The 24,499-nt window shown below is 74.4% G+C and carries 24 protein-coding genes; 11 read left to right on the top strand and 13 right to left on the bottom strand.

What is annotated here, in order from left to right; translation table 11 throughout:
- Window positions 1-3 precede the first annotated feature (3 nt).
- The 3 genes from ACFXDE_RS25265 to ACFXDE_RS25255 all read right to left on the bottom strand — a co-directional run bounded on the left by ACFXDE_RS25265 (window position 4) and on the right by ACFXDE_RS25255 (window position 3,441).
- Complete coding sequence (locus ACFXDE_RS25265) at window positions 4-426, bottom strand: SCP2 sterol-binding domain-containing protein (protein WP_380497034.1); 423 nt, start codon at window positions 424-426, stop codon at window positions 4-6.
- Between the two features lie 37 nt (window positions 427-463).
- Complete coding sequence (locus ACFXDE_RS25260; protein WP_380497033.1) at window positions 464-2,095, bottom strand: FAD-dependent oxidoreductase; 1,632 nt, start codon at window positions 2,093-2,095, stop codon at window positions 464-466.
- Between the two features lie 68 nt (window positions 2,096-2,163).
- Window positions 2,164-3,441: a lysine N(6)-hydroxylase/L-ornithine N(5)-oxygenase family protein gene (locus tag ACFXDE_RS25255; protein ID WP_380497032.1), complete on the bottom strand. Its 1,278-nt coding sequence runs from the start codon at window positions 3,439-3,441 to the stop codon at window positions 2,164-2,166.
- Window positions 3,442-3,646: 205 nt separating this feature from the next.
- Here ACFXDE_RS25255 and asnB point away from each other — a divergent pair, with 205 nt between their 5' ends.
- The 6 genes from asnB to ACFXDE_RS25225 all read left to right on the top strand — a co-directional run bounded on the left by asnB (window position 3,647) and on the right by ACFXDE_RS25225 (window position 9,280).
- The gene (gene asnB / locus ACFXDE_RS25250; protein WP_380497031.1) at window positions 3,647-5,488 is read left to right on the top strand and encodes an asparagine synthase (glutamine-hydrolyzing); all 1,842 of its coding nucleotides are present in this window, start codon (window positions 3,647-3,649) and stop codon (window positions 5,486-5,488) included.
- 36 nt (window positions 5,489-5,524) lie between these two features.
- Window positions 5,525-5,965, top strand: a complete 441-nt coding sequence (locus ACFXDE_RS25245; RefSeq protein WP_380497030.1) for a cupin domain-containing protein — start codon at window positions 5,525-5,527, stop codon at window positions 5,963-5,965.
- Window positions 5,962-7,233: a beta-ketoacyl-[acyl-carrier-protein] synthase family protein gene (locus ACFXDE_RS25240; protein WP_380497029.1), complete on the top strand. Its 1,272-nt coding sequence runs from the start codon at window positions 5,962-5,964 to the stop codon at window positions 7,231-7,233. The genes ACFXDE_RS25245 and ACFXDE_RS25240 overlap by 4 nt, the downstream gene beginning before the upstream one ends.
- Complete coding sequence (locus tag ACFXDE_RS25235; protein WP_380497028.1) at window positions 7,230-8,456, top strand: ketosynthase chain-length factor; 1,227 nt, start codon at window positions 7,230-7,232, stop codon at window positions 8,454-8,456. Before ACFXDE_RS25240 ends, ACFXDE_RS25235 begins: the two co-directional genes overlap by 4 nt.
- A 105-nt stretch (window positions 8,457-8,561) precedes the next feature.
- On the top strand, window positions 8,562-8,816 hold the full coding sequence (locus tag ACFXDE_RS25230; RefSeq protein WP_380444028.1) for an acyl carrier protein: 255 nt from the start codon (window positions 8,562-8,564) through the stop codon (window positions 8,814-8,816).
- Between the two features lie 5 nt (window positions 8,817-8,821).
- Window positions 8,822-9,280: an SRPBCC family protein gene (locus ACFXDE_RS25225; protein ID WP_380444030.1), complete on the top strand. Its 459-nt coding sequence runs from the start codon at window positions 8,822-8,824 to the stop codon at window positions 9,278-9,280.
- Between the two features lie 9 nt (window positions 9,281-9,289).
- Here the strand turns inward: ACFXDE_RS25225 and ACFXDE_RS25220 are convergent, their stop codons facing one another.
- From ACFXDE_RS25220 to ACFXDE_RS25205, 4 genes are all read right to left on the bottom strand, one after another.
- Window positions 9,290-10,225 carry a GlxA family transcriptional regulator gene (locus ACFXDE_RS25220; RefSeq protein ID WP_380497027.1) on the bottom strand — a complete coding sequence of 312 codons (936 nt, stop codon included), beginning with the start codon at window positions 10,223-10,225 and terminating at the stop codon, window positions 9,290-9,292.
- Entirely contained in the window at window positions 10,222-10,806 is a 585-nt protein-coding gene (locus ACFXDE_RS25215; RefSeq protein ID WP_380497026.1) for a cysteine hydrolase family protein, read from the bottom strand. The genes ACFXDE_RS25220 and ACFXDE_RS25215 overlap by 4 nt, the downstream gene beginning before the upstream one ends.
- Window positions 10,807-10,882: 76 nt before the next feature.
- Window positions 10,883-11,434 (bottom strand): GNAT family N-acetyltransferase, encoded by a 552-nt coding sequence (locus tag ACFXDE_RS25210; protein ID WP_380497025.1) that lies wholly within the window; start codon window positions 11,432-11,434, stop codon window positions 10,883-10,885.
- An 89-nt stretch (window positions 11,435-11,523) separates the two neighbouring features.
- Window positions 11,524-12,471: a hypothetical protein gene (locus ACFXDE_RS25205; protein WP_380448034.1), complete on the bottom strand. Its 948-nt coding sequence runs from the start codon at window positions 12,469-12,471 to the stop codon at window positions 11,524-11,526.
- 292 nt (window positions 12,472-12,763) lie between these two features.
- Here ACFXDE_RS25205 and ACFXDE_RS25200 point away from each other — a divergent pair, with 292 nt between their 5' ends.
- Window positions 12,764-13,300, top strand: a complete 537-nt coding sequence (locus ACFXDE_RS25200; protein ID WP_380448036.1) for an NUDIX hydrolase family protein — start codon at window positions 12,764-12,766, stop codon at window positions 13,298-13,300.
- 69 nt (window positions 13,301-13,369) lie between these two features.
- Here ACFXDE_RS25200 and ACFXDE_RS25195 read toward each other — a convergent pair whose 3' ends face one another.
- Window positions 13,370-14,086: a DUF4937 domain-containing protein gene (locus tag ACFXDE_RS25195; protein ID WP_380497024.1), complete on the bottom strand. Its 717-nt coding sequence runs from the start codon at window positions 14,084-14,086 to the stop codon at window positions 13,370-13,372.
- Between the two features lie 73 nt (window positions 14,087-14,159).
- On the bottom strand, window positions 14,160-14,834 hold the full coding sequence (locus ACFXDE_RS25190) for a DUF4937 domain-containing protein (protein WP_380497023.1): 675 nt from the start codon (window positions 14,832-14,834) through the stop codon (window positions 14,160-14,162).
- 145 nt (window positions 14,835-14,979) lie between these two features.
- Between ACFXDE_RS25190 and ACFXDE_RS25185 the strand changes: the two genes are divergently transcribed.
- A complete protein-coding gene (locus tag ACFXDE_RS25185) occupies window positions 14,980-16,794 on the top strand; it encodes a DUF1003 domain-containing protein (RefSeq protein ID WP_380497021.1) in 1,815 nt (604 codons plus the stop codon).
- Between the two features lie 8 nt (window positions 16,795-16,802).
- Here the strand turns inward: ACFXDE_RS25185 and ACFXDE_RS25180 are convergent, their stop codons facing one another.
- The gene (locus ACFXDE_RS25180) at window positions 16,803-17,441 is read right to left on the bottom strand and encodes a TMEM175 family protein (RefSeq protein ID WP_380497019.1); all 639 of its coding nucleotides are present in this window, start codon (window positions 17,439-17,441) and stop codon (window positions 16,803-16,805) included.
- A gap of 195 nt (window positions 17,442-17,636) precedes the next feature.
- Between ACFXDE_RS25180 and ACFXDE_RS25175 the strand changes: the two genes are divergently transcribed.
- Entirely contained in the window at window positions 17,637-20,600 is a 2,964-nt protein-coding gene (locus tag ACFXDE_RS25175) for an acyltransferase domain-containing protein (RefSeq protein WP_380497018.1), read from the top strand.
- A 63-nt stretch (window positions 20,601-20,663) separates the two neighbouring features.
- Here ACFXDE_RS25175 and ACFXDE_RS25170 read toward each other — a convergent pair whose 3' ends face one another.
- From ACFXDE_RS25170 to ACFXDE_RS25160, 3 genes are read right to left on the bottom strand one after another with little or no spacing between them, the layout of a single operon-like run.
- Window positions 20,664-22,007 carry a PQQ-binding-like beta-propeller repeat protein gene (locus tag ACFXDE_RS25170; RefSeq protein ID WP_380497017.1) on the bottom strand — a complete coding sequence of 448 codons (1,344 nt, stop codon included), beginning with the start codon at window positions 22,005-22,007 and terminating at the stop codon, window positions 20,664-20,666.
- 57 nt (window positions 22,008-22,064) lie between these two features.
- Window positions 22,065-22,409 (bottom strand): hypothetical protein, encoded by a 345-nt coding sequence (locus tag ACFXDE_RS25165; protein ID WP_380497016.1) that lies wholly within the window; start codon window positions 22,407-22,409, stop codon window positions 22,065-22,067.
- 3 nt (window positions 22,410-22,412) lie between these two features.
- Complete coding sequence (locus ACFXDE_RS25160) at window positions 22,413-23,549, bottom strand: DUF6183 family protein (RefSeq protein WP_380497015.1); 1,137 nt, start codon at window positions 23,547-23,549, stop codon at window positions 22,413-22,415.
- A gap of 249 nt (window positions 23,550-23,798) precedes the next feature.
- Here ACFXDE_RS25160 and ACFXDE_RS25155 point away from each other — a divergent pair, with 249 nt between their 5' ends.
- On the top strand, window positions 23,799-24,182 hold the full coding sequence (locus ACFXDE_RS25155) for a hypothetical protein (protein ID WP_380497014.1): 384 nt from the start codon (window positions 23,799-23,801) through the stop codon (window positions 24,180-24,182).
- A gap of 99 nt (window positions 24,183-24,281) precedes the next feature.
- On the top strand, window positions 24,282-24,499 hold a 218-nt coding region (locus ACFXDE_RS25150), incomplete at its 3' end, for a hypothetical protein (protein WP_380497013.1).

The raw sequence follows: 24,499 nt of genomic DNA, 5'->3' as shown, positions 1-24,499 counted from the left end.
CCATCAGTCGAACCACTCGCCCTGCTTCATGCCGAAGAACGCGTTGCCGCGGAGCTTCAGCTTGCCGGTGACGAAGGCCTTCTGGCCGGAGAGCTTGCCGGTGGCCATCAGCAGCATGTCGACGACCTTGACGCCGATGACGACGTCGGCGTCCTCCCGGGTGCCCTTGCCGACGGTGCAGGCGCCGTCGGCGACCACCAGGTGGTACTCCTGGACGCCGCCGGCGGTGGCCACCTCGTACTGGAAGATCCCGCCCTCGCCGCCCGCCTTGGCCGGGTTGAACGTCGAGGTCAGCTGCTCGTACACGGTGTCCAGCGCGGCCGGGACGCCGCCGGGCAGTCCGGCGAGCCTCCCCTCCACCTGGTCCTTGGGCGTGGCGTCCACCAGCGCGACCAGTTCCTTGAACCGGGTCTCCAGCTCGGACATTGTCGAACTCCTCTCGTTTGACATGGGATCGGGTGTTTCAGTCGCGGGCGAGGACGCGGGTGAGCGCGGCGACCAGCCGGTCGCCGTCCGGGTCCGCGCCGGTGCGGCTGCGCCAGGCGACGAAGCCGTCCGGGCGGACCAGCACCGCGCCGTCGTCGCGCACGCCGTGCCGCTCGGCCCACTGCGCGGTCGGCACGTCGAGGTCGAACCCGGCCAGGTAGAAGTCGAGTTCGACGTCGAGCTCGTCGCACGCGCGGAGCACGGAGGCCGCCCAGGTGGCGCCGGAGCGGCCGGCCACCAGGGCGAAGTTCCGCCCGTACAGGTCGAGGGTGGAGGTGCCCGCGCCGGTCGCCAGGTGCGGGGCGCGGGTGCCGGGCTGGGCCGAGAGGCGGCCGGTCTCGACCGCGGGCAGCCCGTCGTCGGCGCCGTCGGCCGGGTCGGGGACGACGGCGCCCGAGCGGTAGCGGTAGCCCAGGATGACGGACCACCAGTCCCACAGCCGCATGCCGTCGACCTCGTCGGACGCCGTGGTGCCGGTGCGCCAGACCATCTGCGCCATGGCCTGCTCCATGGTGAACTCGGAGACCGCGCGGCGCTCGGCGTCGTAGCTCTCCAGCAGCCCGGGGCCGGCCTCGCCCTTGACCACGGCGGCCAGCTTCCAGGCGAGGTTGTGGGCGTCCTGGATGCCGGTGCTGCCGCCGAACGCGCCGGTCGGCGGCACGATCCGGGCGGCGTCGCCGGCCAGCAGGACCCGCCCGTGGACGAACCGCTCGGCGCAGTACGCCCCGATCGCGAACGGCAGCACCTCGGTGCCGTCCGGCAGCTGGGGCACCAGCCGGCCGTCGAGCTCCGGCAGGCCGACCGCCTCCCGGAACAGCTCCAGGCAGCGCTCGGCCGGGTAGTCGGCGACCGTCTCGCCCTTGCGGGGCTCGAAGGGCACGCCGAAGCACCAGCGGTTCTTCCCGTCGTGCGGGAAGATCACCGTGCCCTGCCGCGGGCTGCCCAGGTAGGCGAAGCCGAAGCGGCGGCCCGCGACGACCTCCTCGATGTCGGCCTCGACCACCATGGAGAGGGTGTCGAGCAGCACCCCGGGGCCCTCCACCGGGATGTCCAGCAGGCGCCGCACGGTGCTGCGCTGGCCGTCCGCCGCCACCACGTAGGCGGCCTCCACGGTGTACTCGGCGCCGCCCGCGGCCTCGCGCACCCGCGCCGAGACACCGTCCGGGCGCGGGGTGAGGGCGGTCAGCTCGACGCCGTAGCGCACGTCGGCGCCCAGCTCGCGGGCCCGTTCGCGCAGGATGACCTCCAGCCGGTCCTGGTCGATCGGGCACCACTCGGTCGGGCTGACACCGTCCGCGGAGCCGGTCGCCAGGTCGACGAAGTCGACGTCCCGGTCGGCCAGGGTGCGGGCCATCAGCATCCGCGAGGAGTCGGCGTCGGAGGCCACGATGCCCTCGCCCCGGGCGGCGAAGAGCCGCTCCTCCAGACCGGCCTGACGGAACACCTCCACCGAGCGGGCGTTGATCCCCCGGGCCCGGGGGTGCACCAGTTCCTGCGGATGGCGCTCGACCAGGACCGGGCGCAGCCCGTGCCAGGCCAGGAACACGGCCGCGGTCAGGCCTGCCATCCCGGCGCCCACGATCAGTACGTCGGTCCGGTTGTCGGGCATCTCGTCTACCTCCAGGTGCCGTTGGGCGGGGGAGCGGGGACCGGGCGGTCCGGGGCGGTCCGGGCGGGTCAGGCCCACAGGGTGTGGACCTGCTCGTCGCGGATGCTGAAGACCGACCGGTCCAGCAGGGAGTTGATGATCACGGCGCTGCGCACCGAGAGCAGGCTGAGGTTGGGGTCGACCACGCCGTGGCTGGACTGGGCGCGGTTCTGGGCGAAGATCCGGTTGGTGTCGCCGTGCTTCCAGCGCAGCGAGTAGTCCGCCTCGATGACCGGCTCCTCGCCCGGTGCCAGGTCGAGCAGTTCGGGGTCCAACGGCAGCGGCGCGGGCCGCCGGCCGGTGGCCAGCACGACGTGCCGGGCCGAGTGCTGCTCCTGGCCGCCGCCCAGCCGGCGGCAGCGCAGGACCACCGAGCCCTGCCGCTCGACGGCCCCGACCACGTCCCGGCCGGGCAGCATCATCACCGGGGAGCGTCCCTCGGCCAGCCGGATCTCGTAGTTGACCTGGTACAGCTCCTGCAGCGTGGCCATCGAGACGCCGTCGCTGGTGAGGATCTGGTTCGTCGCGATGCTGTCGCGCACGTGCGCCGGCAGGCTCTGGAAGTGGCGCACGTACGCGGGCCGGTAGAAGTCGTTGGCGGGCGGCGAGTCGTCCATCGGCGCGAACCACGGCCGCCGGCCGATCCAGCGGATCTCCCGCAGCCCGAGCCGCAGCAGCGAGAGCACCGCCTCGGCGCCGGTCTGGCCGCCGCCGATCACCACGGCCGTCTCGTGCGGTCCGGGCCGGCAGCCGGTGAAGTGCCCGGTGAGCTCCTCGGCGAGCAGGACGCCGTGCGGGCCGGGGAGTTCGAAGCAGTCCGGCACGTACGGGCGGGTGCCGAGGCCGAGCACCAGGTGGTCGGCGGTGGCCACCGGGCGGTCGCCGGAGCCCAGGACGAAGACGCCGTCGAAGGAGATCGCGGTGATGTCGACGCCGTAGCGGATGGTGCCCAGCTCACCGCTGGCCCAGGCCAGGTACCGGTCGTACTCCAGCCGGGGGATCGCCTCGAACTGGGCGTTCAGGAAGGCGTAGATCCGCCCGGTGGTGACCAGGTAGTTGAGGAACGAGAAGCGGTTGCGCGGATCGACCAGGGTGACCAGGTCCTTCACCCAGGAGGTCTGCAGCCGGGCCCCCGGGTGCATCAGCTCCGGGTGCCAGGCGTGCGAGCCCCGCCGGTCGAAGAGCGCCACCGCCCCGGGAACGGTGCCCTCGGCGAGGGCGGCGAAGCTCAGGTTGGCCGGGCCCGCGCCGATGCCCGCGACCGCGAAGTGCGGGAGCCCGGCGGGCCGGCTGGTGGAAGTCGACACGGTTGAAGCCTCTTTACGTGAGGGTGCGGTGGCCCTGCGGTACTGCCGGGGACAGCGTTCCGGCTGCCGGTAGAGGAGTCCTCGAAACGCTCTGAGCCCCGGACACGCCCGCCGGACGTTCAGGCGGGCTCGATCCACCCGAGAGGGCGGCTCCCCATGCTGTGTCGCGGCACCGACCGGGGACGTCGCGACCGAGGGGATCCGCATGACTTGCATCGCCGGGTGGGTGGGGCTGGGGCCCGACCCGGACCGGAGGACGGCGGGCGTGGCCGCGATGGCCGCCGCGATGACGCCCGGGGGCCCGCCGGCCCACGGGACCTGGACCGACGGGAACGCCCTGCTGGCGTTCCCCGGCCCACCGGGGGCCCGCCCGGCCGCCCTGGTCGAGGACGGCGAGGTGACGGCCGTGATCGCCTTCGCCGGCACGCTGTACGGGCCCGAGGGCGTGCGCCGGGTGCTGGACGCCCGTGGCCACCGGCCCCGGTCCGGCGGCGACCCGGAGACCGTGCTCCACGCCTACCGGGAGTGGGGCGCCGACTGTCCGGTCCGGCTGGACGGCGCCTTCGCGTTCGCGCTGTGGGACGTCCGCCGCCGCCGGCTCCTGCTGGCCAGGGACCGCCTCGGGGTACGGCCGCTGCACTACGCGCGGCTCGGCGACGAACTGGCCTTCGCCTCGGAGCCGAAGGCCCTGCTGGCCGGGGAGGCGGTCGACCCGGCGACGGACGCGGACAGCCTGCGCGAGCTGTTCACCCAGATCAAGACCCCCGGTCGCAGCGTCTTCCGGGGCGTCGACGAGGTCCGTCCGGGCCACGTCGTGGAACTGGCCGACGGGTGGCTGACCGAGCGCGCCTACTGGCGGCTGCAGAGCCGCCCGCACCCCGACGACCGGGACACCACCGTCGCGACCGTGCGCCTGCTGCTGTCCGACGCGGTGAACCGGATGCTGCCCGAGGAGCCCGCGCCCTGCGTGCTGCTCTCCGGCGGCCTCGACTCGGGCGCGGTGGCCGCGCTGGCCGCCCGTACCTCGGCGGAGCGCGGGGCCAAGCCGCTGCTCACCGCCACCGGCACCTTCCTCGGCCACGCCGAGAACTTCCGCCCCGACCACGTGCGCGCCACCGCGGACGCCCCGTACGCGGCCGAACTGGCCCGCCACCTGGGCTCCGAGCACGTCGACGTGGTGCTCGGCACCGCAGACCTGGCCGACCCGGCCGGCCGCCTGGCGGTGCTGCGCGCCCAGGACCGGCCGACGCCGTTCGCCGAGATGGACGTCGCCGCCCACCTGCTCTTCGCCGCGGTGCGCGAGCGCGCCGGCGTCGTGCTCTCCGGCGAGGCCGCCGACGAGCTGTTCGGCGGCTTCCCGTGGATGCACGACCCGGAGCTGGTGCGCACCGGCCACTTCCCGTGGGTGGCGTACGAGCGCTCGCACGAGCAGTCCAGGGACGGGCTCGGGCTCGGCCTGTTCGACCGCGGGCTGCTGCGCGGCCTGGACCTGGCCGGGTTCGGCGCCGACAGCTACCGCCAGGCGATCGGCGAGGTGCCGCGGCTGGACGGCGAGAACGCGGCCGAGCGGCGCATGCGCGAGCTGTGCCACCTGCACCTGACCCGGTGGCTGCCGCGCCTGCTGGACCGGGACGACCGGTTGAGCCGGGCGGTGGGGCTGGACGCCCGGATGCCGTTCTGCGACCACCGCCTGGTCGAGTACGCCTTCAACGTGCCCTGGCGGATGAAGTCCTTCGACGGGCGCGAGAAGAGCCTGCTGCGGGCGGCCGTCGCCCCGCTGCTGCCGCGGTCGGTCGCCCAGCGGCGCAAGAGCCCGTTCCCGGTCAACCAGGACCCGGCGTACGCGCGGATGCTCCAGCGCGAGCTGGCCGCCGTGCTGCGCGACCCGGCCGCCCCGGTGGCCCCGCTGCTGGACGGCGCGGCGGCCCGCGCGGCGGCCGGCGCCGAATGGCCGGGCGGGTCGGACTGGCTGGCCCGCACCAACATCGAGTTCGCACTCCAGCTCAACACCTGGCTGGCCGAGTACCGCGTACAGCTTGCCGTCTGACGATCCGTCAGTCGGACCACCGGAGAAGGAGAGGCCATGACTTCAACCCCTGCGGGCGAGCCCGGGAAGGTCGCGTTCGCGGACGTCCCGCCGAACCGGCGGCGCGGCGGCGACCTGCGCGTCCTGCTCAGCCCGAGGACGTGCGCGGCCACCGCCGGCTTCCTGGGCGCGGGGTCGCTCATGCCCGGCGAGTTCGTCAGCGAGCACTACCACCCGTACTCCGAGGAGTACTTCTACATCGTCGGCGGCCGGATGACGCTGCTCCTGGAGGGGCGGCCGATCGAGCTGGTGGCGGGGGACTCGTTCATGATCCCCAAGGGGCTGCGGCACCGGATGGACAACCACGGCGACGAGGAGATGTTCGCCGTGTTCTTCCTCGGCCCGCTCGCCCCCAAGCCCGAGCTCGGCCACGTGGACACCGAGGAACTTCCCTCCGCCGGCGGCGAGTTGCCGCAGGTCGGAGCCGTGACCTCATGACCGGGCGCCGCGTCGTGGTGACCGGCATCGGGGTCATCGCACCCAAGGGCGTCGGCACCGTCGCGTTCTGGGACACCCTGACGGCCGGGCGCACCGCCACCCGCCGCATCACCCACTTCGATCCGTCGGACTTCCGCTGCCAGGTCGCCGCCGAGATCGACTTCGACCCGCTGGCCTGCGGCCTGTCCCCGCAGGAGGCCCGCCGTCTGGACCGGGCCGGCCAGCTCGCGCTGATCGCCGCCCGCGAGGCGCTCGCCGACAGCGGCCTGGCCGGCGGCGCGCCCGACGCGGGCCGGGTCGGCGTCTCGCTGGGCAACGCGATCGGCTGCACCGAGCTGATGGAGCGCGAGTACGTGGTGCTCAGCGACGGCGGCAGCAAGTGGCTGGTGGACCCGCAGTACGCCGTCCCGCACCTGTACGACGTCATGGTCCCCAGCTCGATGGCGGCCGAACTCGCCTGGGCCTGCGGCGCGGAGGGCCCGGTGGGCCTGATCTCCACCGGCTGCACCTCGGGCATCGACGCGCTGGGCCACGCCTTCGAGCTGGTCCGCGAGGGCAGCGCGGACGTGATGCTCGCGGCCGGCACCGACGCACCGGTCTCCCCGGTCACGGTCGCCTGCTTCGACACCCTGCGCGCCCAGTCCACCGCCAACGACGACCCCGAGCACGCCTGCCGTCCCTACGACCTCAACCGCAAGGGCCTGATCCTGGGCGAGGGTTCGGCGGTGATGGTATTCGAGGAACTGGAACACGCCCGCAAGCGCGGCGCGTACATCTACTGCGAGGTGGCCGGCTACGCGAGCCGCGCCAACGGCTACCACATGACCGGCCTCAAGCCGGACGGCCGGGAGATGGCCGAGGCGATCCGGGCCGCGCTCGACCAGGCCCGGGTCAACCCGCAGGAGATCGACTACGTCAACGGGCACGGCTCCGGCACCCGGCAGAACGACCGGCACGAGACCGCGGCCTTCAAACGCGCCCTGGGCGCGCACGCCTACCGGGCCCCGGTCAGCTCCATCAAGTCGATGATCGGGCACTCGCTCGGCGCGATCGGCGCCATCGAGGTGGCCGCCTGCTGCCTGGCGATCGAGCACGACGTCGTGCCCCCGACCGCCAACCTGGAGACGCCGGACCCGGAGTGCGACCTGGACTACGTCCCGGTCACCGCCCGGGACCAGCGGACCGACGTCGTGCTGAGCGTCGGCAGCGGTTTCGGCGGGTTCCAGAGCGCGATCGTGCTGGCCGACGAGGGGAGGGTGCTCCGATGACCGCGGAACCGGACAGACGCGCCGTGGTGACCGGCCTGGGCGTCGTCGCGCCGACCGGGATCGGCGTGAAGACGTACTGGGCCAACACCCTCGACGGCCGCAGCGGGCTGGCGCCGATGACCCGGATGGACCCGACCGGCTACCCGATCAAGGTCATCGGCGAGGTGCCGGGCTTCGACCCGTACGCGCTGCTGCCCAGCCGGGTCGTCGTGGAGACCGCGCTGATGACCCAGTTCGGCCTGGTCTGCGCCGAGGAGGCCCTGCTCGACGGCGAGCTGGACCCCAAGGAGCAGCCCGAGTACCAGATGGGCGTCGTCACCGCCAACGCCACCGGCGGCGCCGAGTTCGGCCAGCGGGAGATGCAGAACCTCTACTCCAAGGGGCCCTCGCAGGTCGGCGCCTACATGGCGATCGCCTGGTTCTACGCGGCCAACTCGGGCCAGATCTCGATCCGGCACGGCATGCGCGGGCCGAGCGGCGTCTTCATCACCGACCAGGCCGGCGGGCTGGACTGCGTGGGCCAGGCCCGGCGCACGATCCGGGGCGGCACCACCTTCGTCCTGTCCGGCGGCACGGACTCCTCGTTCTCGCCCTCCGGCCTGGTCGGGCAGATCCCGCCCGGCCTGGTCAGCCGCAGCGCCGACCCCGCGCGGGCCTACCTGCCCTTCGACGCCGCGGCCTCGGGCTACGCGCCCGGGGAGGGCGGGGCGATCCTCCTGGTCGAGGAGGCGGAGTCGGCCCGCGCCCGCGGCGTGCGCCCGTACGGCGAGATCGCCGGCTACGCCAGCGCCTTCGACCCGCACCCGGCCACCGGGCGCGGGCCCAACCTGCGCCGGGCCATCGAGGGGGCGCTCGCCGACGCCCGGTGCGCGCCGGCCGACGTCGACGTGGTCTTCGCCGACGGCTACGGCGTCCCGGCGCTGGACCGGCTGGAGAGCCGGGCGCTCGCCGAGGTGTTCGGCCCCGCCGGGGTGCCGGTCACCGTGCCCAAGACCACCACCGGCCGCCTCTACGCGGCCGGCCCGACGGTCGACCTGGTGGCGGCGCTGCTGGCGGTGCGCCACGGTGTCGTCCCGCCGACCGTGAACGTCACCGCGCCCTCCCCGGACTGCCCGGTCGACCTGATCCTGGGCGACCCCAGGGAGGCGGCGGTGCGCACCGCGCTCGTGATCGCCCGCGGCCACAACGGCTTCAACGCCGCGGTCGTCGTCCGGGCCGTGTGAACAGGCCCTGCGCGAACGGGCCCTGCGCGAACAGGCTTTGCACGAACAGGCTCTGCGCGACCAAGAAGTGCACGAACAGTGCTCAACGGAAACGGAGTTGAAGCGATGGACACCCTGAACCTGGACGGCCTGCGGGACATCATGCGCCAGTGCGTGGGCACCGGCGAGGCCGTCGACCTCGACGGCGACATCCTGCACGCCGACTTCGGCGAGCTCGGCTACGACTCGCTGGCCGTCCTGGAGGTGGTCACCCAGGTCCAGGGCCGGCTCGGCGTCGCCATCCCGGACGAGGTGATCGACGACCTGCGCACCCCCGCGGCCCTGCTGGAGTACGTCAACCGGCAGCGCGCGGAGGCCTGAGCGCGATGACCGAACACGGGCACACCGAGTCGAGCACGGTCGTGGCGGCGCCGTTCGACCTGGTCTGGGAGATGACGAACGACGTGGCCGGCTGGCCGCGGCTGTTCACCGAGTACGCCGACGCGGAGATCCTCGAACAGCGGGGTGACACCGTGCGGTTCAGGCTCACCATGCACCCCGACGAGGCGGGCGTGGCCCGTACCTGGGTCTCCGAGCGCACCAGCGACCTGAGCACCCGCAGTGTGCGGGCCCACCGGGTCGAGACCGGACCCTTCGAGTACATGAAGATCTTCTGGGAGTACCGGGAGACCCCGGACGGCGTCCACATGCGCTGGGTGCAGGACTTCCACGTGCGGGACGAACTCCCCTTCGGGGACAAGGAGATGGCCGAGCACCTGACGGCCAACACGGTCGTCCAGATGCGGGCCGTCAAGGAGCGGATCGAGGCCGCCGCCAGAGCGTGACCCGGGCCTTCAGGCGCCAGCGCCCGCACCGGTACCCGGGCCGGTGCGGGCGCGCAGGCGGCGCAGCATGCGGGCGTCCTGGAAGCCGACCGCGCGGGCGGCCGTCTCGGTGGTCGCGCCGTGGGCGATGAGGTGTTCCGCGCGCTCGACGCGCAGCTCCTGCTGGTAGCGCAGCGGGGTGCGGCCGGTGGCCTCGGTGAAGTGCCGGGTGAGGGTGCGTTCGCTGACGCCGGAGGCGGCGGCGAGGTCGGTGAGGCCGAGCCGGGTGTCGAAGCGGGCGTCGATGAGGTCCTGGGCGCGGTGGACGGCGTCGACGAGGTGGCCGCGGTGCCGCAGCATCGCGCTGGCCTGCCGCTCGTCGCCGTTGCGCCGGGCGTAGACGACCATCTCGCGGGCGATCCGGGCGGCCGCCGCCGGGCCGTTCCGCACGGCCACGAGGTGCAGCGCGAGATCGATGCCGCTGGCGATCCCGGCCGAGGTCACGACCCGGTCGTCGACGACGTAGAGCACGTCGCGCACGACGCTCGCCCGCCGGTAGCGCTGGGCGAGCTCCTCCTGGAGGTCGTGGTGGGTGGTGCACCGCCGGCCGTCCAGCAGCCCGGCGCGGCCGAGCGCGTCGGCGCCGGCGCACACGCTGGCCACCGTCCCGCCGGCGGCGTGGTGCGCGGCCAGCCGCTCCAGCGTGGCCGCGCTCAGCGCGCCGTTCTGCCGCAGCGTGACCGACCGCCAGCCGGGGACCACCAGGAGGTCCCCGGGCGACAGCTCCGGCCACGCGGTGGCGGCCCGCAGCGCGATGCCCTGCGCCGTGGGGACGTCCTCCTGCTCGGCCACGTACGCGCTCGCGTAGCCGAGGCCGTGGTCGGCCGCGGTGGAGAACACCTGGGCGGGCCCGGCGAGGTCCAGCAGGTGTACGTGGGGGACGAGCAGGAAGACGACTCGGGTCACGATCCGGTCAGCTCCTTGACGGTGGTGACGGTGGCGAAGCGGCCGGCCAGAGCGTACTCGGTGCGGGCGATGATGTCGTCCGTCGAGAGGGTGCGCGGGTCGGCGAGGACCTCGGCGAGGCTGCGCCCGGCGGGGGCGTCGCGGTGCTCGATGGGGTGGGTGGCGGTGGCGTCGGTGACGAAGACGACCTCGTAGCCGAGGTCGCCGGCGACCCGGGTGGTGGTCTCGCAGCACTGCTCGGTGCGGATGCCGCTGACGACGACGCCGCCGACGCCGTGCTGGGTGAGCACCTGCTGGAGGTTGGTCGTGGTGAACGCGTTGTGCGAGGTCTTGGTGACGACGGGCTCGCCCTCGGCGGGCGCCAGGCCGTCGATGAGGCGGACGAAGCCGCGGGCCGGGTCGAAGACCGTGCCGGTGCCGGGCTCGGAGTGCAGGACCCAGACGACGAGGTCGCCGCGGCCGCGGGCGTGCTCGACGAGCTCGTTGACCCGCTCGACGATCGCGGGGTTGGACACGGCGGCCCAGTTCTCGCGCTGCCGGAAGGATTCCTGGACGTCGATGACGAGGAGTGCGTTCTTCATGCCTCGATCATGGCGCTCGGCGGGGGCCCGCGCGTAGACACCATCGGGCCCCGATGCGGAACGATCCGGTCATGCGCTACCGGGCTTCCGGGCGGGTCAGGCGCCAGAACAGGTCCTCGCCGGTCTCGGCCGGGGCGACGGGCTCGGCGGGCAGGCGGCGGTGCTCGGTGAAGCCGAGCCGGGCCGGGATCGCGCCGCTGGCCAGGTTGGCCGGGTCGTGGCAGACCTCGACGTACTCGACACCGGGCAGCCGGAACGCCTGCTCGACCAGGGCGCGCGTGGCCTGGGTGGCGATGCCGCGGCCGGTCGCGGCCGGGTGCAGCCAGTAGCCGATCTCGCGGCCCTCGTCGGGGGAGTCCTCGCGCCGGTACAGCGAGCAGGCGCCGACGATGGAGCCGTCCTGCACGATCGCGTAGGTGTGGTTGTCGTTCGCCCACTGCTCCTCGCGGCGGGCCAGGAAGTCGGTGGTGGACTCCAGGCTGTGCCCGGCCACCCACGGCATGAACGGGCGCAGGTGCTCCAGCGACTCCTCGATGACGCGGAAGAGCTCGGGGAGGTCGGCCTGGCCGCGGAAGGTGCGCAGCAGCAGGCCGTCGTTCAGGTCGATCACCGGTTCGGGCAGGCTCATCTCCGGAGGATGCCACGGCCCTCCCGGGCCGCGCACCCCGAATTCGGGCGGGTGCGGTCCGGGAGGGCCGTGGCGAGGGGTGGGACGCGTCAGCCGTGCGTCACGCACTTGTTGGCGCTGTTCGACCACAGGCCCTGGAGGTCGAAGGTGCCGGTGCTCAGCGTCACGTACGCGTCGAGCTGGACGCACGCGTCGCCGATCTCGCCGCCGCCGCCGTTCCAGCCGATGCTGGGCCAGAAGTCGGTGACGGTCTCCGCGTACTCGTGGGTCTCGGTGGACTCGATGCCCGAGAGCAGGCGGCCGTCGGTGAAGGTCGTGCAGGCGCCCGCGCCGTTGTCGGGGATGTACGGCAGGTTGGTGTAGGCGAGCTTGCCGTACGACGTGGAGGTGAAGTCGTGCCAGGCGCAGAAGCCGGAGTTGGGGAAGCCGTCGGGGTGCGTCTTGGTGGGGGAGAGCACGACGTACTGGGCGTTGAGGTTCGGCGCCTGGGTGGTGTTGCCGAAGTGCGCGGCGGCCTTGCCGGCCTCGGCGGCGATCTGCGCGGCCGTCGCGTTGGCCGGCGCGGCGGCGGACTTGTCGAACCAGACCCCGGCCAACGGCGAGGTGGTCGGGTGGTTGACGTGGACGCCCTTGGTGCCGCAGGTCACCGTGCCCTTGGGGACGCCCTCGCAGTACTGGTCGAGGATGGTGCCCCAGGTGTCCTTGGCGCCGTAGAGGCCCTTGAACATGTTCTGCATGTCGGTCGCCACCCCGGCCGGGTCGGACGACCACTGGGTGCCCCAGAAGACCAGGTAGACCTTCGGGGTGGGGGAGACCACGCCCTGGCTCGCGCTGGACCCGACCGACAGGGTGTCGGACGCGGCCGTGACCGCGCGCTGCGAGGCGGCCGCGGCGGGGTCGAGCGGCTTGAGGCCGAAGTGGGCGGCGGCGGTGGCGGGTTGCGCCGCCTGGGCGCCGGTGGCCAGCGAGGTGGTCCCGAAGGCTGCCAGGGCCAGCGCCGCGAGGGTGTGGGCGGCGGCCTTGAAGGTTGTGCGCATGCGTCTGCTCCCGGATGTGAGGGTGTGAGGGCGGGGCGAACTGCCTGCGTGCGGAAGGGTGTTCGGATGGAGCCCCGACACCTCACCAGTTCGGGCGGCGTCCGTCCAGACGTGCGGAAGCGGCGGCGCGAAGGCTTTGCCGTGCCTATGCCAAACTCTCGTGCGGTTCTAGCCGTCGGGCGGGTTTGGACGGCGCCCGGGCGGGCCGCCCGGGCCGGGCGGCCGGTGACGGACGGTCATCACCGGGCGGGGCAGCCGTCGTCCGGCCGTCCGGGGATCGTACGATCAAGCAATGTCTGACATCACGGAAACCACGCCGGGCTGGCTCGCGCCCGAGGAGCTCGAAACGACCCGGGCGCAGATGCCGATCCTGTACGTCGAGGCCGTGCCGGTGCGGGTCGACGAGTCCGGGGAGGTCACCCAGATCGGGCTGCTGCTGCGGATCGGGCCGGACGGGACGGTCAGCCGCACGCTGGTGTCCGGGCGCGTGCTGCACCACGAGCGGATCCGCGACGCGCTGCTGCGGCACCTGGAGAAGGACCTCGGGCCGGTGGCGCTGCCGCGGATCCCGGCCTCGCTGCAGCCCTTCACCGTCGCCGAGTACTTCCCGACGCTCGGCATCACCGAGTTCCACGACCCCCGTCAGCACGCCGTGTCGCTCGCCTACGTCGTGCCCGTCTCCGGCGACTGCCGGCCGCGCCAGGACGCGCTCGACCTGGTCTGGTTCAGCCCGGCGGAGGCCGCCTCGCCGCTGGTGCAGCAGGACATGCCGGGTGGTCAGGGGGTGCTGCTCAAGCGGGCGCTGGCGCACGTCGGCTGCCTGAGCTGACGGCGGAAACGCTTCTTTTAGGGATTGAAGGCTTGTTGCCGGGTTCGTGAGGTCGGCGGAGCCGGCGCATCAGAACCAGACGCGGGGCAGGACCTGCCAGTCGGACTCGACCGGCAGGACCAGCCCGGTCCGCTCCCGGACGTCGGCGGTGCGGTCGGCGCGGGCGTCCAAGGCGGTCAGGGCGCCCGCGTCGGCCTCGGCGTACCGCCGGTGGGTGTCCGGGTCGGCCCAGAGCGTCACGACGAGGTGGTGTTCGCGGTCGCGGAAGACGTCCGGGACGACGCGGGCGACCACGCCCCCGAGCAGGCCGCCGGCCGCGGCCGACCCCAGGCCCCGGGCCGAGCGCAGGGCGTCGAGGAAGTGCTCTTCGCGGCCGGGGTGGAGGCGGCAGTCGTCGACGCGCAGCACGGTGCCGCGCGTCAGGGCCTCGTGCAGGTCGGCGGCCTCCCCCGGGATGTCGAGGACGGTGGGGCCGGCGGCGTTCTCCAGCACCGCGTACCGCTGTTCCGGCGTCGGCTCGTCCTCGGCGGGTTCGCTCATGCGGAAGCGGGCGTAGCCCATCTGGTCGGCGTCGATGACGGCGTTGCGCTCGTCCCTGAAGTCGAGGTACGCGGCCTCGTCGGCCCAGACGTCCAGCACGCACGCGCGGGGGCCGTCCGGCTCCCGGGCACTGACCTGCCCGACCAGCCCCGGGTGGCCCGGGAGCGCCGTCCACTCGCTCCGTCCGCTCCGGTAGCGCTCCAGTGCCTCCGGCCGGACGTGGCAGTCCCTCCACTTGATCCACATGCGGACCATCATCGGCGGTCGCGCCCGGCCGGCGTCAAGCGGCCCGCGCCGGCCGGCTGCCCGAGCCGACGGCTCATCCGAGGCCGGGCAGGACCTGCCAGTCGGCTTCGAGCGGCAGGGCCAGCCCGGTCAGCGCGCGGACGTCCGCGGCGACGCCCGCGCGTGCGCGCAGGGCGGGCACGTCCCGCTCCGCGTAGCGCTGGTGGGCGTCCGCGTCCGTCCACAGCGTCGCGACGAGGTACCGGTCGTCCGCGAGGCGGGTGACGGCGCCGGCGAGCATGCCGCCGGCCGCCGCCATGGCCGGGTTCCAGACGCGTCGCTGGGCGTCGAGGAAGTGCTCGGCGCGGCCCGGGTGGAGGTGGCAGTCGGCGACGCGCAGGGCGGCGGCGCGGGCGAGCGCGTCGTCCAGGCCGGCGGCCTCCCCCGGGATGTCGAGGACGGAGGCGCCGGTCGTCACCGAGGTCACCTGCCAGCTCCCCGGCTCGGGTCCTTCCCCGTCGCGACGCCCGGACCGCTCGGCGGACGCCGCCGTGACGATCTCGTCGTGGCGCACCGCCATGAAGGCGGTGTAGGCCTCCTCGTCGGCCCAGACGCCGAGCACGTGCGCCCGCTCGCCGCCGGCCTCCCAGCCCCCGACCTGCCCGACCAGCCCCGGCTGGTCCGCGATGGCCGCCCATTCGCGCTGCGCGTCCGCGAAGGCTTCCCGTCCGCCGGGCAGCACGCGGCAGTTGATCCACTTGATCCACATGGGGCCATCATCGGCGGTCGGGCCGGACCGGTGCCAGCCTCCGGGGTCCCGGGCCGACACGGAATCACGGTCCGTAGAAAGGACGTTGACAGAGCGTCCGGAAACGGGTTCAGTGCGTCCTCGGCAATCTGCGTGAGGAGTGGACGTGAGTGCGGTCGGTGCGGGGCCGGAGGCGCCGCGGCAGCAGCCGGTGGCGATGGCGTACGAACAGGTCGGGTTCAACGGGGCGTTCGCGGCCGCGCTGACCCGCGTGGTGGGCTCGATGCCCGCGCTGTACGTGACGCTGGCGATCGTCGGCGGATGGATGGCGCTCGCGACCTGGGGGCCGCTGCACACGCTCGACCCGTACCCGTTCGCGTTCCTGCTGTTCCTCGACAACGTCGTCCAACTGGTGCTCTGCCTGGTGATCCTGGTCGGCCAGCGGGTGCTCGGGATGGCGGCGGACCGGCGGGCGGTGCAGACCTACGAGAGCGCCGAGGCGATCTTCGAGCGGGTCGCCGACCTCCAGGCGCACCTGGACCGGCACGACCTCGCGCTCGGGCGCGGCGTCAGCCTGCTGGAGACCAGCCGCCACCCGTGGATCGAGCGCCACCGCGTGCAGCACCCGCCGCAGGCGATCGACCAGGCGACCACGGTCAACGGGCGGATCGCCGCGTGGCTGACCGGACGGCTGGGCAGCATGTGGGCGTTCTACGTCGCCGCGGGCACGCAGGTGGTGTGGATCGGGATGGCCGAGTCCGGCCTCCAGACCTTCGACCCGTACCCGTTCGCGTTCATGAGCTTCCTGTCCACCCTCGCCCAGCTGGTCTTCATGATCGTCATCATGGTCGGACAGGACGTCATCGGCCGGGCCGGCGACCGCCGCGCCGAGCAGACGCTGCTGGACGCCGAGGCCGTCCTGCACGAGTGCCGCCGGATGAAGGCGCGCCTGGAGGCGCAGGACCGCGTCATCGACAGCCTCGCCGACTACACCAGCGCCCAGGTCACCAAGCACCTGGCGCGGGCCATCCACCAGAGCCGCCTGGAGGCCGCCGTCGAGGACGGCCGGGCGCCCGGCAGCGGGCCGGGGCTGCTGCCCTGGGACGAACTGCCGGAGGAGCTCCGGCAGGCCAACCGCCGCCAGGCGCGTCGGCTCGGCGACCGGCTGGCCGCCGTCGGTTGCCTGATGGTGCCGACCTCCGAGCAGCCGCCGGGCGCCGACGGCCCGCCGCCCGTCGACTTCACCGAGGAGGAGGCGGAGGTCCTCGCCCGGCTGGAGCACGAGCACGGGCTGAGCGCGCCCGCCGTCCTCGGCCCGGGCGCGCTGCCGGGCCAGCGGGACGGCCGGGACGCCGAGCAGGTGCCGTGGGCGGAGCTGTCCCCGAACGCCCGCGCGCGGACGGTCGCTTCGGTGCGCCGCCTGCCCGCCGTGCTCGCCGACGTCGGCTTCCAGGTGCTGCGCACCGGCCACGGCGCCGACGGGCCGGGCGAGCCGGACTTCACGCCCGAGGAGTGGGCGACGCTGGGCCGGTCCCTGATGGCCTCCGGCGTGCTGGTGGCGCTCGCCGAGGGCGTCGCCGACGCGGAGGAGATCATCGCGCTGGTCAAGCTGCTGCGCGAGGCCGGCGTGACCCACCCGCGCCGCTTCGTGCGGGAGCTGGCCGCGTCGTCGACCTTCGACACCGGGCTCCAGCCCGCGACGCGCTACGCCGACTACGAGCGGCCCGCGCTGGCGGTGATCCGCGAGGCGACGCGGATCGTCGCGAGGGTCGCCCCCGACGAGGTCGACGGGTTCCGGGAGTTCCTGCTGGAGATCGCCACGGTCGTCGCCGACGCCAACAACGAGGGCGGCTTCTTCGGCCTCGGCGCCCGGCCCCGGGTGCCCACCGAGCTGCGGGCGATGGAGGCCGTGCGCACGGCCACCGAACTCGACCGGCCCGAACCGGCGGTGTCGCTGGTGCGGCGGAAGCGGAAGTCGTAGGGCCTGTCTCAGCGCAGCGTCGGGACCTTGACCTGGTTGAACGCGTAGTAGACGGCCAGCAGTCCGTGGACGGCGAGGGCCGCGGGTGCGGACAGGAACGCCAGGCCGACGGTGAGCGGGTAGACGACCATGCCCACCTCGAACCGCCACCGGGCGGCCCGGGCCGCCGCGATGTCGACCCGCGCGTCGAAGCAGTGGCCGGTGCGCGTCGCGTGGTTCCAGAACAGCGAGAACAGCACGGCGTGCCCGACCATCACCCCGCCGTACACCGCCGCGGCGACGTTCGCGGCCGAGCCGTTGCGCAGGTTCTGCGCGACCAGCGCGGTCGGGAACGGCAGCGCCGAGACCAGCATGAGCAGGAGCAGGTTGACGAACACCAGCGTGCGGTCCACCCGGGCCAGGTGCACGAACAGCGTGTGGTGGTTGACCCAGATGACCCCGATCACCAGGAAGCTCACCGCGTACGCGAAGTAGGACGGCCACTGCGCGCCGAGCGCCCGCCACAGCTCGGCCGCGCCGTGGCCCTGCGGGACCTTGATCTCCAGGATCAGCAGCGTGATCGCGATCGCGAACACCCCGTCGCTGAACGCCTCGACCCGGCCCGTGTCCGTCGTCGCCACCGGCCGCGCCGGCTCCACCGTCTCCACCGGGCGAGGATCCCAGCCGGGCGCGGGCACCCGGCGGCGCAACGCCGTGGCGCCCGGCGCGATGCGGCGGCCTGATTTACCAGCTCTCCATACTTTTCCGGTGGCGGTGGTCACGGTGAGTCACATCTGATAGAGATCGCACACCCGACCACGGTGCGTGCGCCTGACCGCCCCCGCACCACAGGAGGACGAGCCATGCACCTGGAGATCACCCCGATCGACGCGTTGCGCCGTGCGGCCGCCCGCCCCCTCGGCGGCCCCGCCCTGCACTACGAGGAATCCGCGGTCGGCTACCCGGAACTGCTGGACCGCGCGGGCCGCCTCGCCGAGGTGCTCGCCGCGGGCGGGGTGACGGCCGGGCGGCGGGTCGCCTACCTGGGGCTCAACAGCCCGACGCTGCTCACCACCTACCTGGCCTGCGGCTGGCTGGGCGCCGCCTTCGTCCCGGTGGACCACCGGCTCGGCGCGGCGGAGACCAGGGAGGTGCTGCGCGGCTGCGGGGCGCACACCGTCGTCGCCGAGCCGGGGCGCGCGCCACTGGTCGGCCCTGCGCCGGGTACGCGCCTGCTGCTCATCGACGACGACCCTGCCGCGCCCCTGACGGACACGCCCGGTCCGCACTGGACGCCGCTCGCCGCCGCGCTCGCCGCCGCCACGCAGCCGCCGCGCGAACCGGCGTCCCTGGACGCCGACGACCTGGCCGTCCTGCTCCACACCGCGGGCACCACGGGCCGCCCGAAGGCCGTCAGGATCACTCACGGCAACCTCTGGTGGAGCGGTGCCAACGTCGACGCGGCGATGGTCACGCGCGAGGAGGACGTCAACCTGGTCGTCACCCCGCTGTCCCACGTCGGCGGGCTCGCCTGCTTCACCCTGCGCAGCCTCGGCCACGGCGGCACCACCGTCGTCCGGCGCCGCTTCGACCCGGAGCGGACCCTGCGCGACCTCGTCGAGCTGAGGGTCAACACGTTCTTCGCCGCCCCCTCGATGTACGCGGCGCTCGCCCGCCTGCCCGGGTTCGCCGCCGCCGACCTGTCCGCGCTGCGCTGCGCCGTCGTGGCGGGCGCCCCGGTGCCCGCGCGGCTGGTCCTCGACTACGCGGCGCGCGGGGTGATGCTGCAACAGGCGTGGGGGCTCACGGAGACGGCGGCCTTCGCCTCCTACCTGCCGCCGGAGCTCACCGTCGCGAAGGCGGGCTCGGCGGGCCGGCCGATGCCGTTCACCCGGCTGCGGATCGTCGACCCGGACTCGGGCGCGGACGTGTCCGGGCCGGACGAGCCCGGCGAGGTGTGGGTGAGCGGGAAGCACGTCTCGCCGGGCTACTGGCGCGGCGAGGAGGCCCTGCGGGACGACGACGGCTGGTTCCGCACCGGGGACCTCGGCCGGCTGGACGCCGACGGCTGCCTGTACCTGGTCGACCGGCTGGCGAACGCGCTCGTCCGGGACGGCGGGACGGTCCACCCGGCCGAGGTCGAGCGCGCGCTCACCGGCTGCCCCGGCCTGCGGGAGCTCGCCGCCGTCGGCGTGCCGCACGACGGGCGGGGCGCGGCCGTCGCCCTGGTGGCCGTCGCGGAGCCGGGGAGCGCCCCGACGCTCGACGCGGTGCGGGAGTTCGGCGCCGGGCGCCTCGCACCGCACGCGCTCCCGGTCCGCCTGCACCTCGTCGACGCGATCCCGCGCAACGGCGCCGGGACGGCGGACCCGACCGCCCTGCGGTTGCTGCTGGCGGCCGCGCCCCGGACCGTCCCGCGGCGGGCGGCTCGGGACGGCCTCCTGGAGCAGGTGCCGCAAGAGCCCCGGGTGGAAGGCGAGTCGGCCGGCTTCGCCCCGCTCGTGGTGTCCGCGCGGACGCCGGTGGCGCTGGCGGCGCAGGCCGGGCGGCTGGCCGATGCGCTGGACGGCGGCGTGCGCCCGCAGGACGCGGCGCTCTCGCTCCTCGCGGGGCGGGCCCTGTTCGAGCACCGGGCCGTCGTGGCGGCGGCCGACTCGGACGCCGTCCGCGCGGCCCTGCGGGCGCTGGCCGAGGGCGGCGCGGCGCCCGGTCTCGTCGCCGGTGCCGCGCCACCGGGCCGCCGGGACGACGGCGTGGTCTTCGTCTTCCCCGGCCAGGGCAGCCAATGGGCGGGCATGGGAAGGGAGTTGTGGCACGACGAGCCGGTGTTCGCGGAGCGGATGGCGCAGTGCGGGCGGGCGCTGGCCCCGCACGTGGACTGGTCGCTCGTGGACGTCGTACACGGTGTCGGCGGCGCACCGCCGGTGGAGCGCGTGGACATCGCCCAGCCGGTGACGTTCGCGGTGATGGTCTCGCTCGCGGCCCTGTGGGAGGCGTACGGGGTCCGCCCCGCGGCCGTGTTGGGCCACTCGCAGGGCGAGATCGCGGCGGCCTGCGTCGCGGGCGCGCTGTCCCTGGAGGACGCCGCCCGGACGGTCGCGCTGCGCAGCCGCGCCATCGGCGACCGGCTGGCCGGCCGGGGCGGCATGGTGTCCGTGCCGCTGCCCGAGGGCCGGGTGCGGGACTGGATCCGCGCGTGCGGGGACGGCGTCGAGGTCGGCGCGGTCAACGGGCCGGAGCGCACGGTGGTGGGCGGGGAGAGCTCGGCGCTCGGCGCCTTCCACGCCGAGCTGGTGGGGCGCGGCATCGACGTGCGGATGGTCCCGGTCGACTACGCGTCGCACACCGCGCAGGTGGTCGGGGTCGAGCGCGACATCGCCGACCTCCTGGGCGATGTGAGGGCGTTGACGCCGACGGTGCCGTGGTTCTCGACCGTCGACGGGGCGTGGGTGGCCGGCCCGGTCGACGCCGGGTACTGGTACCGCAACCTGCGCGAACCGGTGCTGCTCGACCCGGCCGTGCGGGCGCTGGCGGCCCAGGGGTTCACCGGCTTCGTGGAGGTCAGCGCGCACCCGGTGATGACGACGGCGATCGGGGCGACGCTGGCCGACGCGGGCGTGGCCGCCGGAGCGTCCGTGGTGTGCGGCACGCTGGCGCGCGGCGAGGGCGGCCGGGAGCGGTTCGCCCGCTCGCTCGCGGAGGCGTTCGTCCGGGGCGCCCCGGTGGACTGGACGCCGATGCTCCCGCCCGGCGCGCGCCGGGTCGACCTGCCGACGTACCCGTTCCGGCGGCGCCAGCGGTGCCGGCCGGCGGAGTCCGTCGAGTAGCGTGCCCGCCGGGCTTCACTCTCGTGGGGCTTCACTCTCGCGGGGCTTCACCCTCGCCGGGCTTCACTTGTGTGGGCAGGGCCTCGTCGTGGCGCCCGTCCGGCCGTCGACCAGCCGCAGGTGGTCGTGCTCGCCGCAGTCGTCGAGCAGGAGCACCCGGTCGCCGAGCGGGACGGGCGGTGTGGCCCGCGAGCCGCGCCGCCAGAGCACCCGGCCGCCCCGGACGGCGACGACGGCCCACGCCGCGCGGTGGATCAGCAGCGCGTAGAGGCATCCGGGTGCCGGGACGAGGTGGGCGTAGAAGTTCCGGCGCTCGCGCCGCGGGACCTTCAGCGGCCAGCGGAGCCCCGTGAGCCACCGGTCCCCGCCGAGGCCGCCGAGCCGGGCCGAGACGATCCGCTCCCCGCGGATCGCGGCCGGGTCGTCGTGCGTCCCGTCCAGCCGGACGGTCGTGTAGAGCCTGCCGGCTACCTCGACGACCTGCGGGTCCGAGAGGCGCAGGGGTCGCCGCGGGGAGAAGAAGGTCCGTACCCGTCCCTCTCCGATCGATCCGGTCTCTCCGGTCTCTCCGAGTGGCCGGAGGTGTGCCACCCGGCGGTCGTCGACCCGGGCCCAGGCCGCCGAGGGCACTTCGCCGTCCGTCCCGGCGCCGCGCCAGCGGGTGGAGGGGTACCCCGTGGTGAGGGAGCCGAGTGCGGTGCCGGTGGCGGGGTCGAACCACTGCACGGTGTCCCTGCGCGGGTGCGCGGTGAAGACGACCGGCGCGGGCAGGTGCTCGGCGGCGACGAGGTGCAGGCGGGCCGGGTAGCGGTTCATGGTGGTGCGCCACAGCTGTTTGCCGCTGCGGGCGTCGTAGGCGCGGGTGTAGTGGCGCCGTTGGGTCCCGACGGTGACGATCACCCGGCCCTGCGTCAGCAGGACGCTCCCGAAGTCCACGTAGTCGTGCCGCCACAGGCGGCGGCCGTCCGCGAGGTCGACGGCGGTGACGTGGCGCGGCGCGTCGGGGTGGCTCTGCCAGAGGACGAGCGTGCGGCCGTCCGCGAGGTAGCCGGAGAGCGGGGCGGCGTCCCGGATCCAGGCGAGCGCGCCGTCGGTGCGGCGGAGGCAGGTGAGGCCGATCGGATCGGTGCCGTGCGGGCTCGGATTGCGGCTCGGCACGACGACGTGCTGCCCGGCCGTGGTGAAGGCCGTCGCGAGCCGGAACCCGGTCCCGCCGAGCGGGTGCGGGCTCCGCCAGAGCATCCCGCCGTCGCGGGCGTCGAACGCGGTCATCCGCCCGTCGAACGGGACGAGCACCTGCCCGTCGGCGACGGCGATCGGGCCGAGGCTGTCCTTGGGCGCGGTGACGGTCCACAGCCCTGACGCCGCGTCGTGGTCGACGGACAGCGGGACGGCATCGTTGATCATCGGCTTTCCCCCGAAACGCCTCGAACCCGACGAAGAACCTGACGAAGAACCTGACGGTCAAGTATCGGCCCGGTCGTCCACCCAGTCGTCGGTGCCCCCCAGCCGTGCGGTCAGTTCGAGCCCGGGGTCGTCGGATTCGGCGGCCCAGCGGTCGTGGGTCGCGTCCAGCAGCGGCCCGAGCCGGGCGTGCCAGGAGGGCCGGTAGCGGACGGTGAAGACCGGTTCGCCGGGCTGCTCGACGGTGATCCGGTGGTGCAGCAGGCCGCCGCGGTGCCGGACGGCGGCGTCGGGCCGCACGACCACCTGCCGGTCGCCGACGGTGAGCACCCGGCGGCCGTCGTCGGCCGTGCGGAGCTCGGCGCGCAGGCGGCCGAGCCGGCCGGACCATTCGGGTGCGGGCACGGCTCAGCCGCCGTTGTAGTCGGTGGCCGCGAGGACGGTGAGGCGGGTGCGGTCGGGGGAGAGGGTCGCGAGGCCGAGGTCCCACAGGTCGCAGTTGAACCAGTCCGTCCAGGCCCGGAAGCCGTACCAGGCGCAGGCGGCGACCCGCCGTTCGACCTCGGCGGGCGTCGCGTCGCCGGGGGCGCCTGCCAGGGCGGCCAGGGACCGCCAGGCGGCGAGCCGGCCGTGCGCGCCGTACCACCACTCGTCCTCGCGGCCGCCGCCGGTGGACGCCGCGGCGAAGAGCTGGCGCCACGCCTCGGCGGGGGTGGTCGCGACGACGGCGAGGTTCCTGGCGCCGGTCAGGCCGTCGAGGCAGTCCAGCGGGAGCGAGGCCAGCATCGGGTGGAGGGCGTCGGCGTCGACGGGGGCGTCGGTGACGTGGATCCCGGCCTCGACCCGGCCGTTGTGGCGCCCGTCCCAGCGGTCGACGGCGGTGGTCAGGGCGAAGTCGAGGTCGTTGGCGCGCACCGCCGGGACGGGCGCGGGGTCGTTCGGCAGCTCGCGCCCCTCGGGCAGGCCGTACCCGATGCCGCCCCCTCCGCCGCCCAGCCAGTAGCGGGTCAGCTGCGGCGTGCCCTCCAGCGGGGAGAGCGACCAGGGCAGCCAGGCGAGCGGATGGCTCTGCCAGAACGGTGAGTTCGCCGCCCACTCGACGGCCTCCGGCGGGGGCGTGGAGCGGCGGAGCACCAACTCGTGGACGAGGCAGGCCCGCAGCTCGTCGGGGGTGTCCCCGTACGCGGCCTCGCCCGGAGCGAAGAGCTGGGCGAGGTCGCGCGGGGACTGGTTGGCGGCGAGCACGGCGGCGGCCCTGCGCTCGGGCCGCTTGGTGGGCGACAGGTCGGCGAAGCCCAGCCGAAGGGCGTGGGCGATGGCGTCGCGCCGGTGGGTGGTGGCGAGCCTCCACAGGAGCAGGGAGAAGAGGTAGTGGTGCTCGGTGCCCTTCGCGCGCGCGCCGTAGCGCGCGTGGACCGCCGCGGTGAGCTCCGCGACGAAGTCCGCGTCGCCGCGCCGGAGGTGTTCGTCGGCGAGGTCGAGGACGCCCCCGATGATGACGCTGCCGGCGAGGCCGTCGACCAGCCGTTCGATCGTGTTCCGCACGCGGGCGAGCGTACCGCCCTGGTGGGAGTGGTCAGATGGGGGCCCGGCCCAGGTGCGCGGTCCCCACCTTCTTGGCCGGTGACCAATGACTGGTTGTCAGTAAGACTGGGTCGGTGACCAAGAAGCAAGCCCCGGACCGCGCCCTCACCCGGCTCCCGTCGGGGCCGGCGCCGATGATCCGGTCGAGGCCGGGCTCGAAGCGCTCGTCGAAGTCGTCGAAGTCGTCGAAGTCGCCGGAGGGGTGCTGAGATGCGGGTCGAGATCGTCGCCGTCCTGGACGGCGGCCGGGTCGACTTCCGCTGCGCCCTCGGCGGGGCTCAAGCCCTGTGGGCCGGGCCGCCGTCGCCCGGTCCCGGCCAACTCTTCGACGTGGAACTGGACGTGGAAGAGCCGATCGCCGCGTGGGCGAGAGCCACCACCGGACCGGGAGCGATCACCGGAACCCCGGCGGGCGGGGCCGTGCTCACCGGGACCGTCCTCGGGACGGGAGACGCGGACGACCCCGTCGTCGACCTCCGGCTCGGCGACGACATCGTCCTGCTGGAGCCGCCGGCGGACGGCTGGGACGTGCGGCCCGGCGAGGTCGTGGCGGCACGGGTCACGTCGCTCCGGCTGTACCCGTACGAGCTGTAGCCCGCGGGCCTGCGGCTGATGCGTTGAGTCCCGCGGCCCGGGGGGACGTATGGGTCAGTGGCGGGGCGGGTGCGGCGGGGAAGCGGGAAGGTGAGTCCGGTGATCAGCTCGGAGACGGTGGAGTTCCGCGTCGGGGACCGGGTGTGGGTGTACCGGGACTCGGAGTTCGGTGCGGTCGAGGGGGCCGTGGTCGTGGACGTCCGGCCGGACGGGCGGCTGCGGGTGGAGTTTACCGACGGGCACCGCACCGCTCTCCGGTACGGGCACGTCGAGCTGCGGGCGCCCGCCCGCGGGGGGAGGCCCCCGCCCCGGCCGGT

Source organism: Kitasatospora sp. NPDC059408, assembly GCF_042751525.1.
Classification (GTDB): Bacteria; Actinomycetota; Actinomycetes; order Streptomycetales; family Streptomycetaceae; genus Kitasatospora.
The sequence above is the reverse complement of the archived record's forward strand: the minus strand, read 5'-3'. Positions and strand labels throughout refer to the sequence as shown.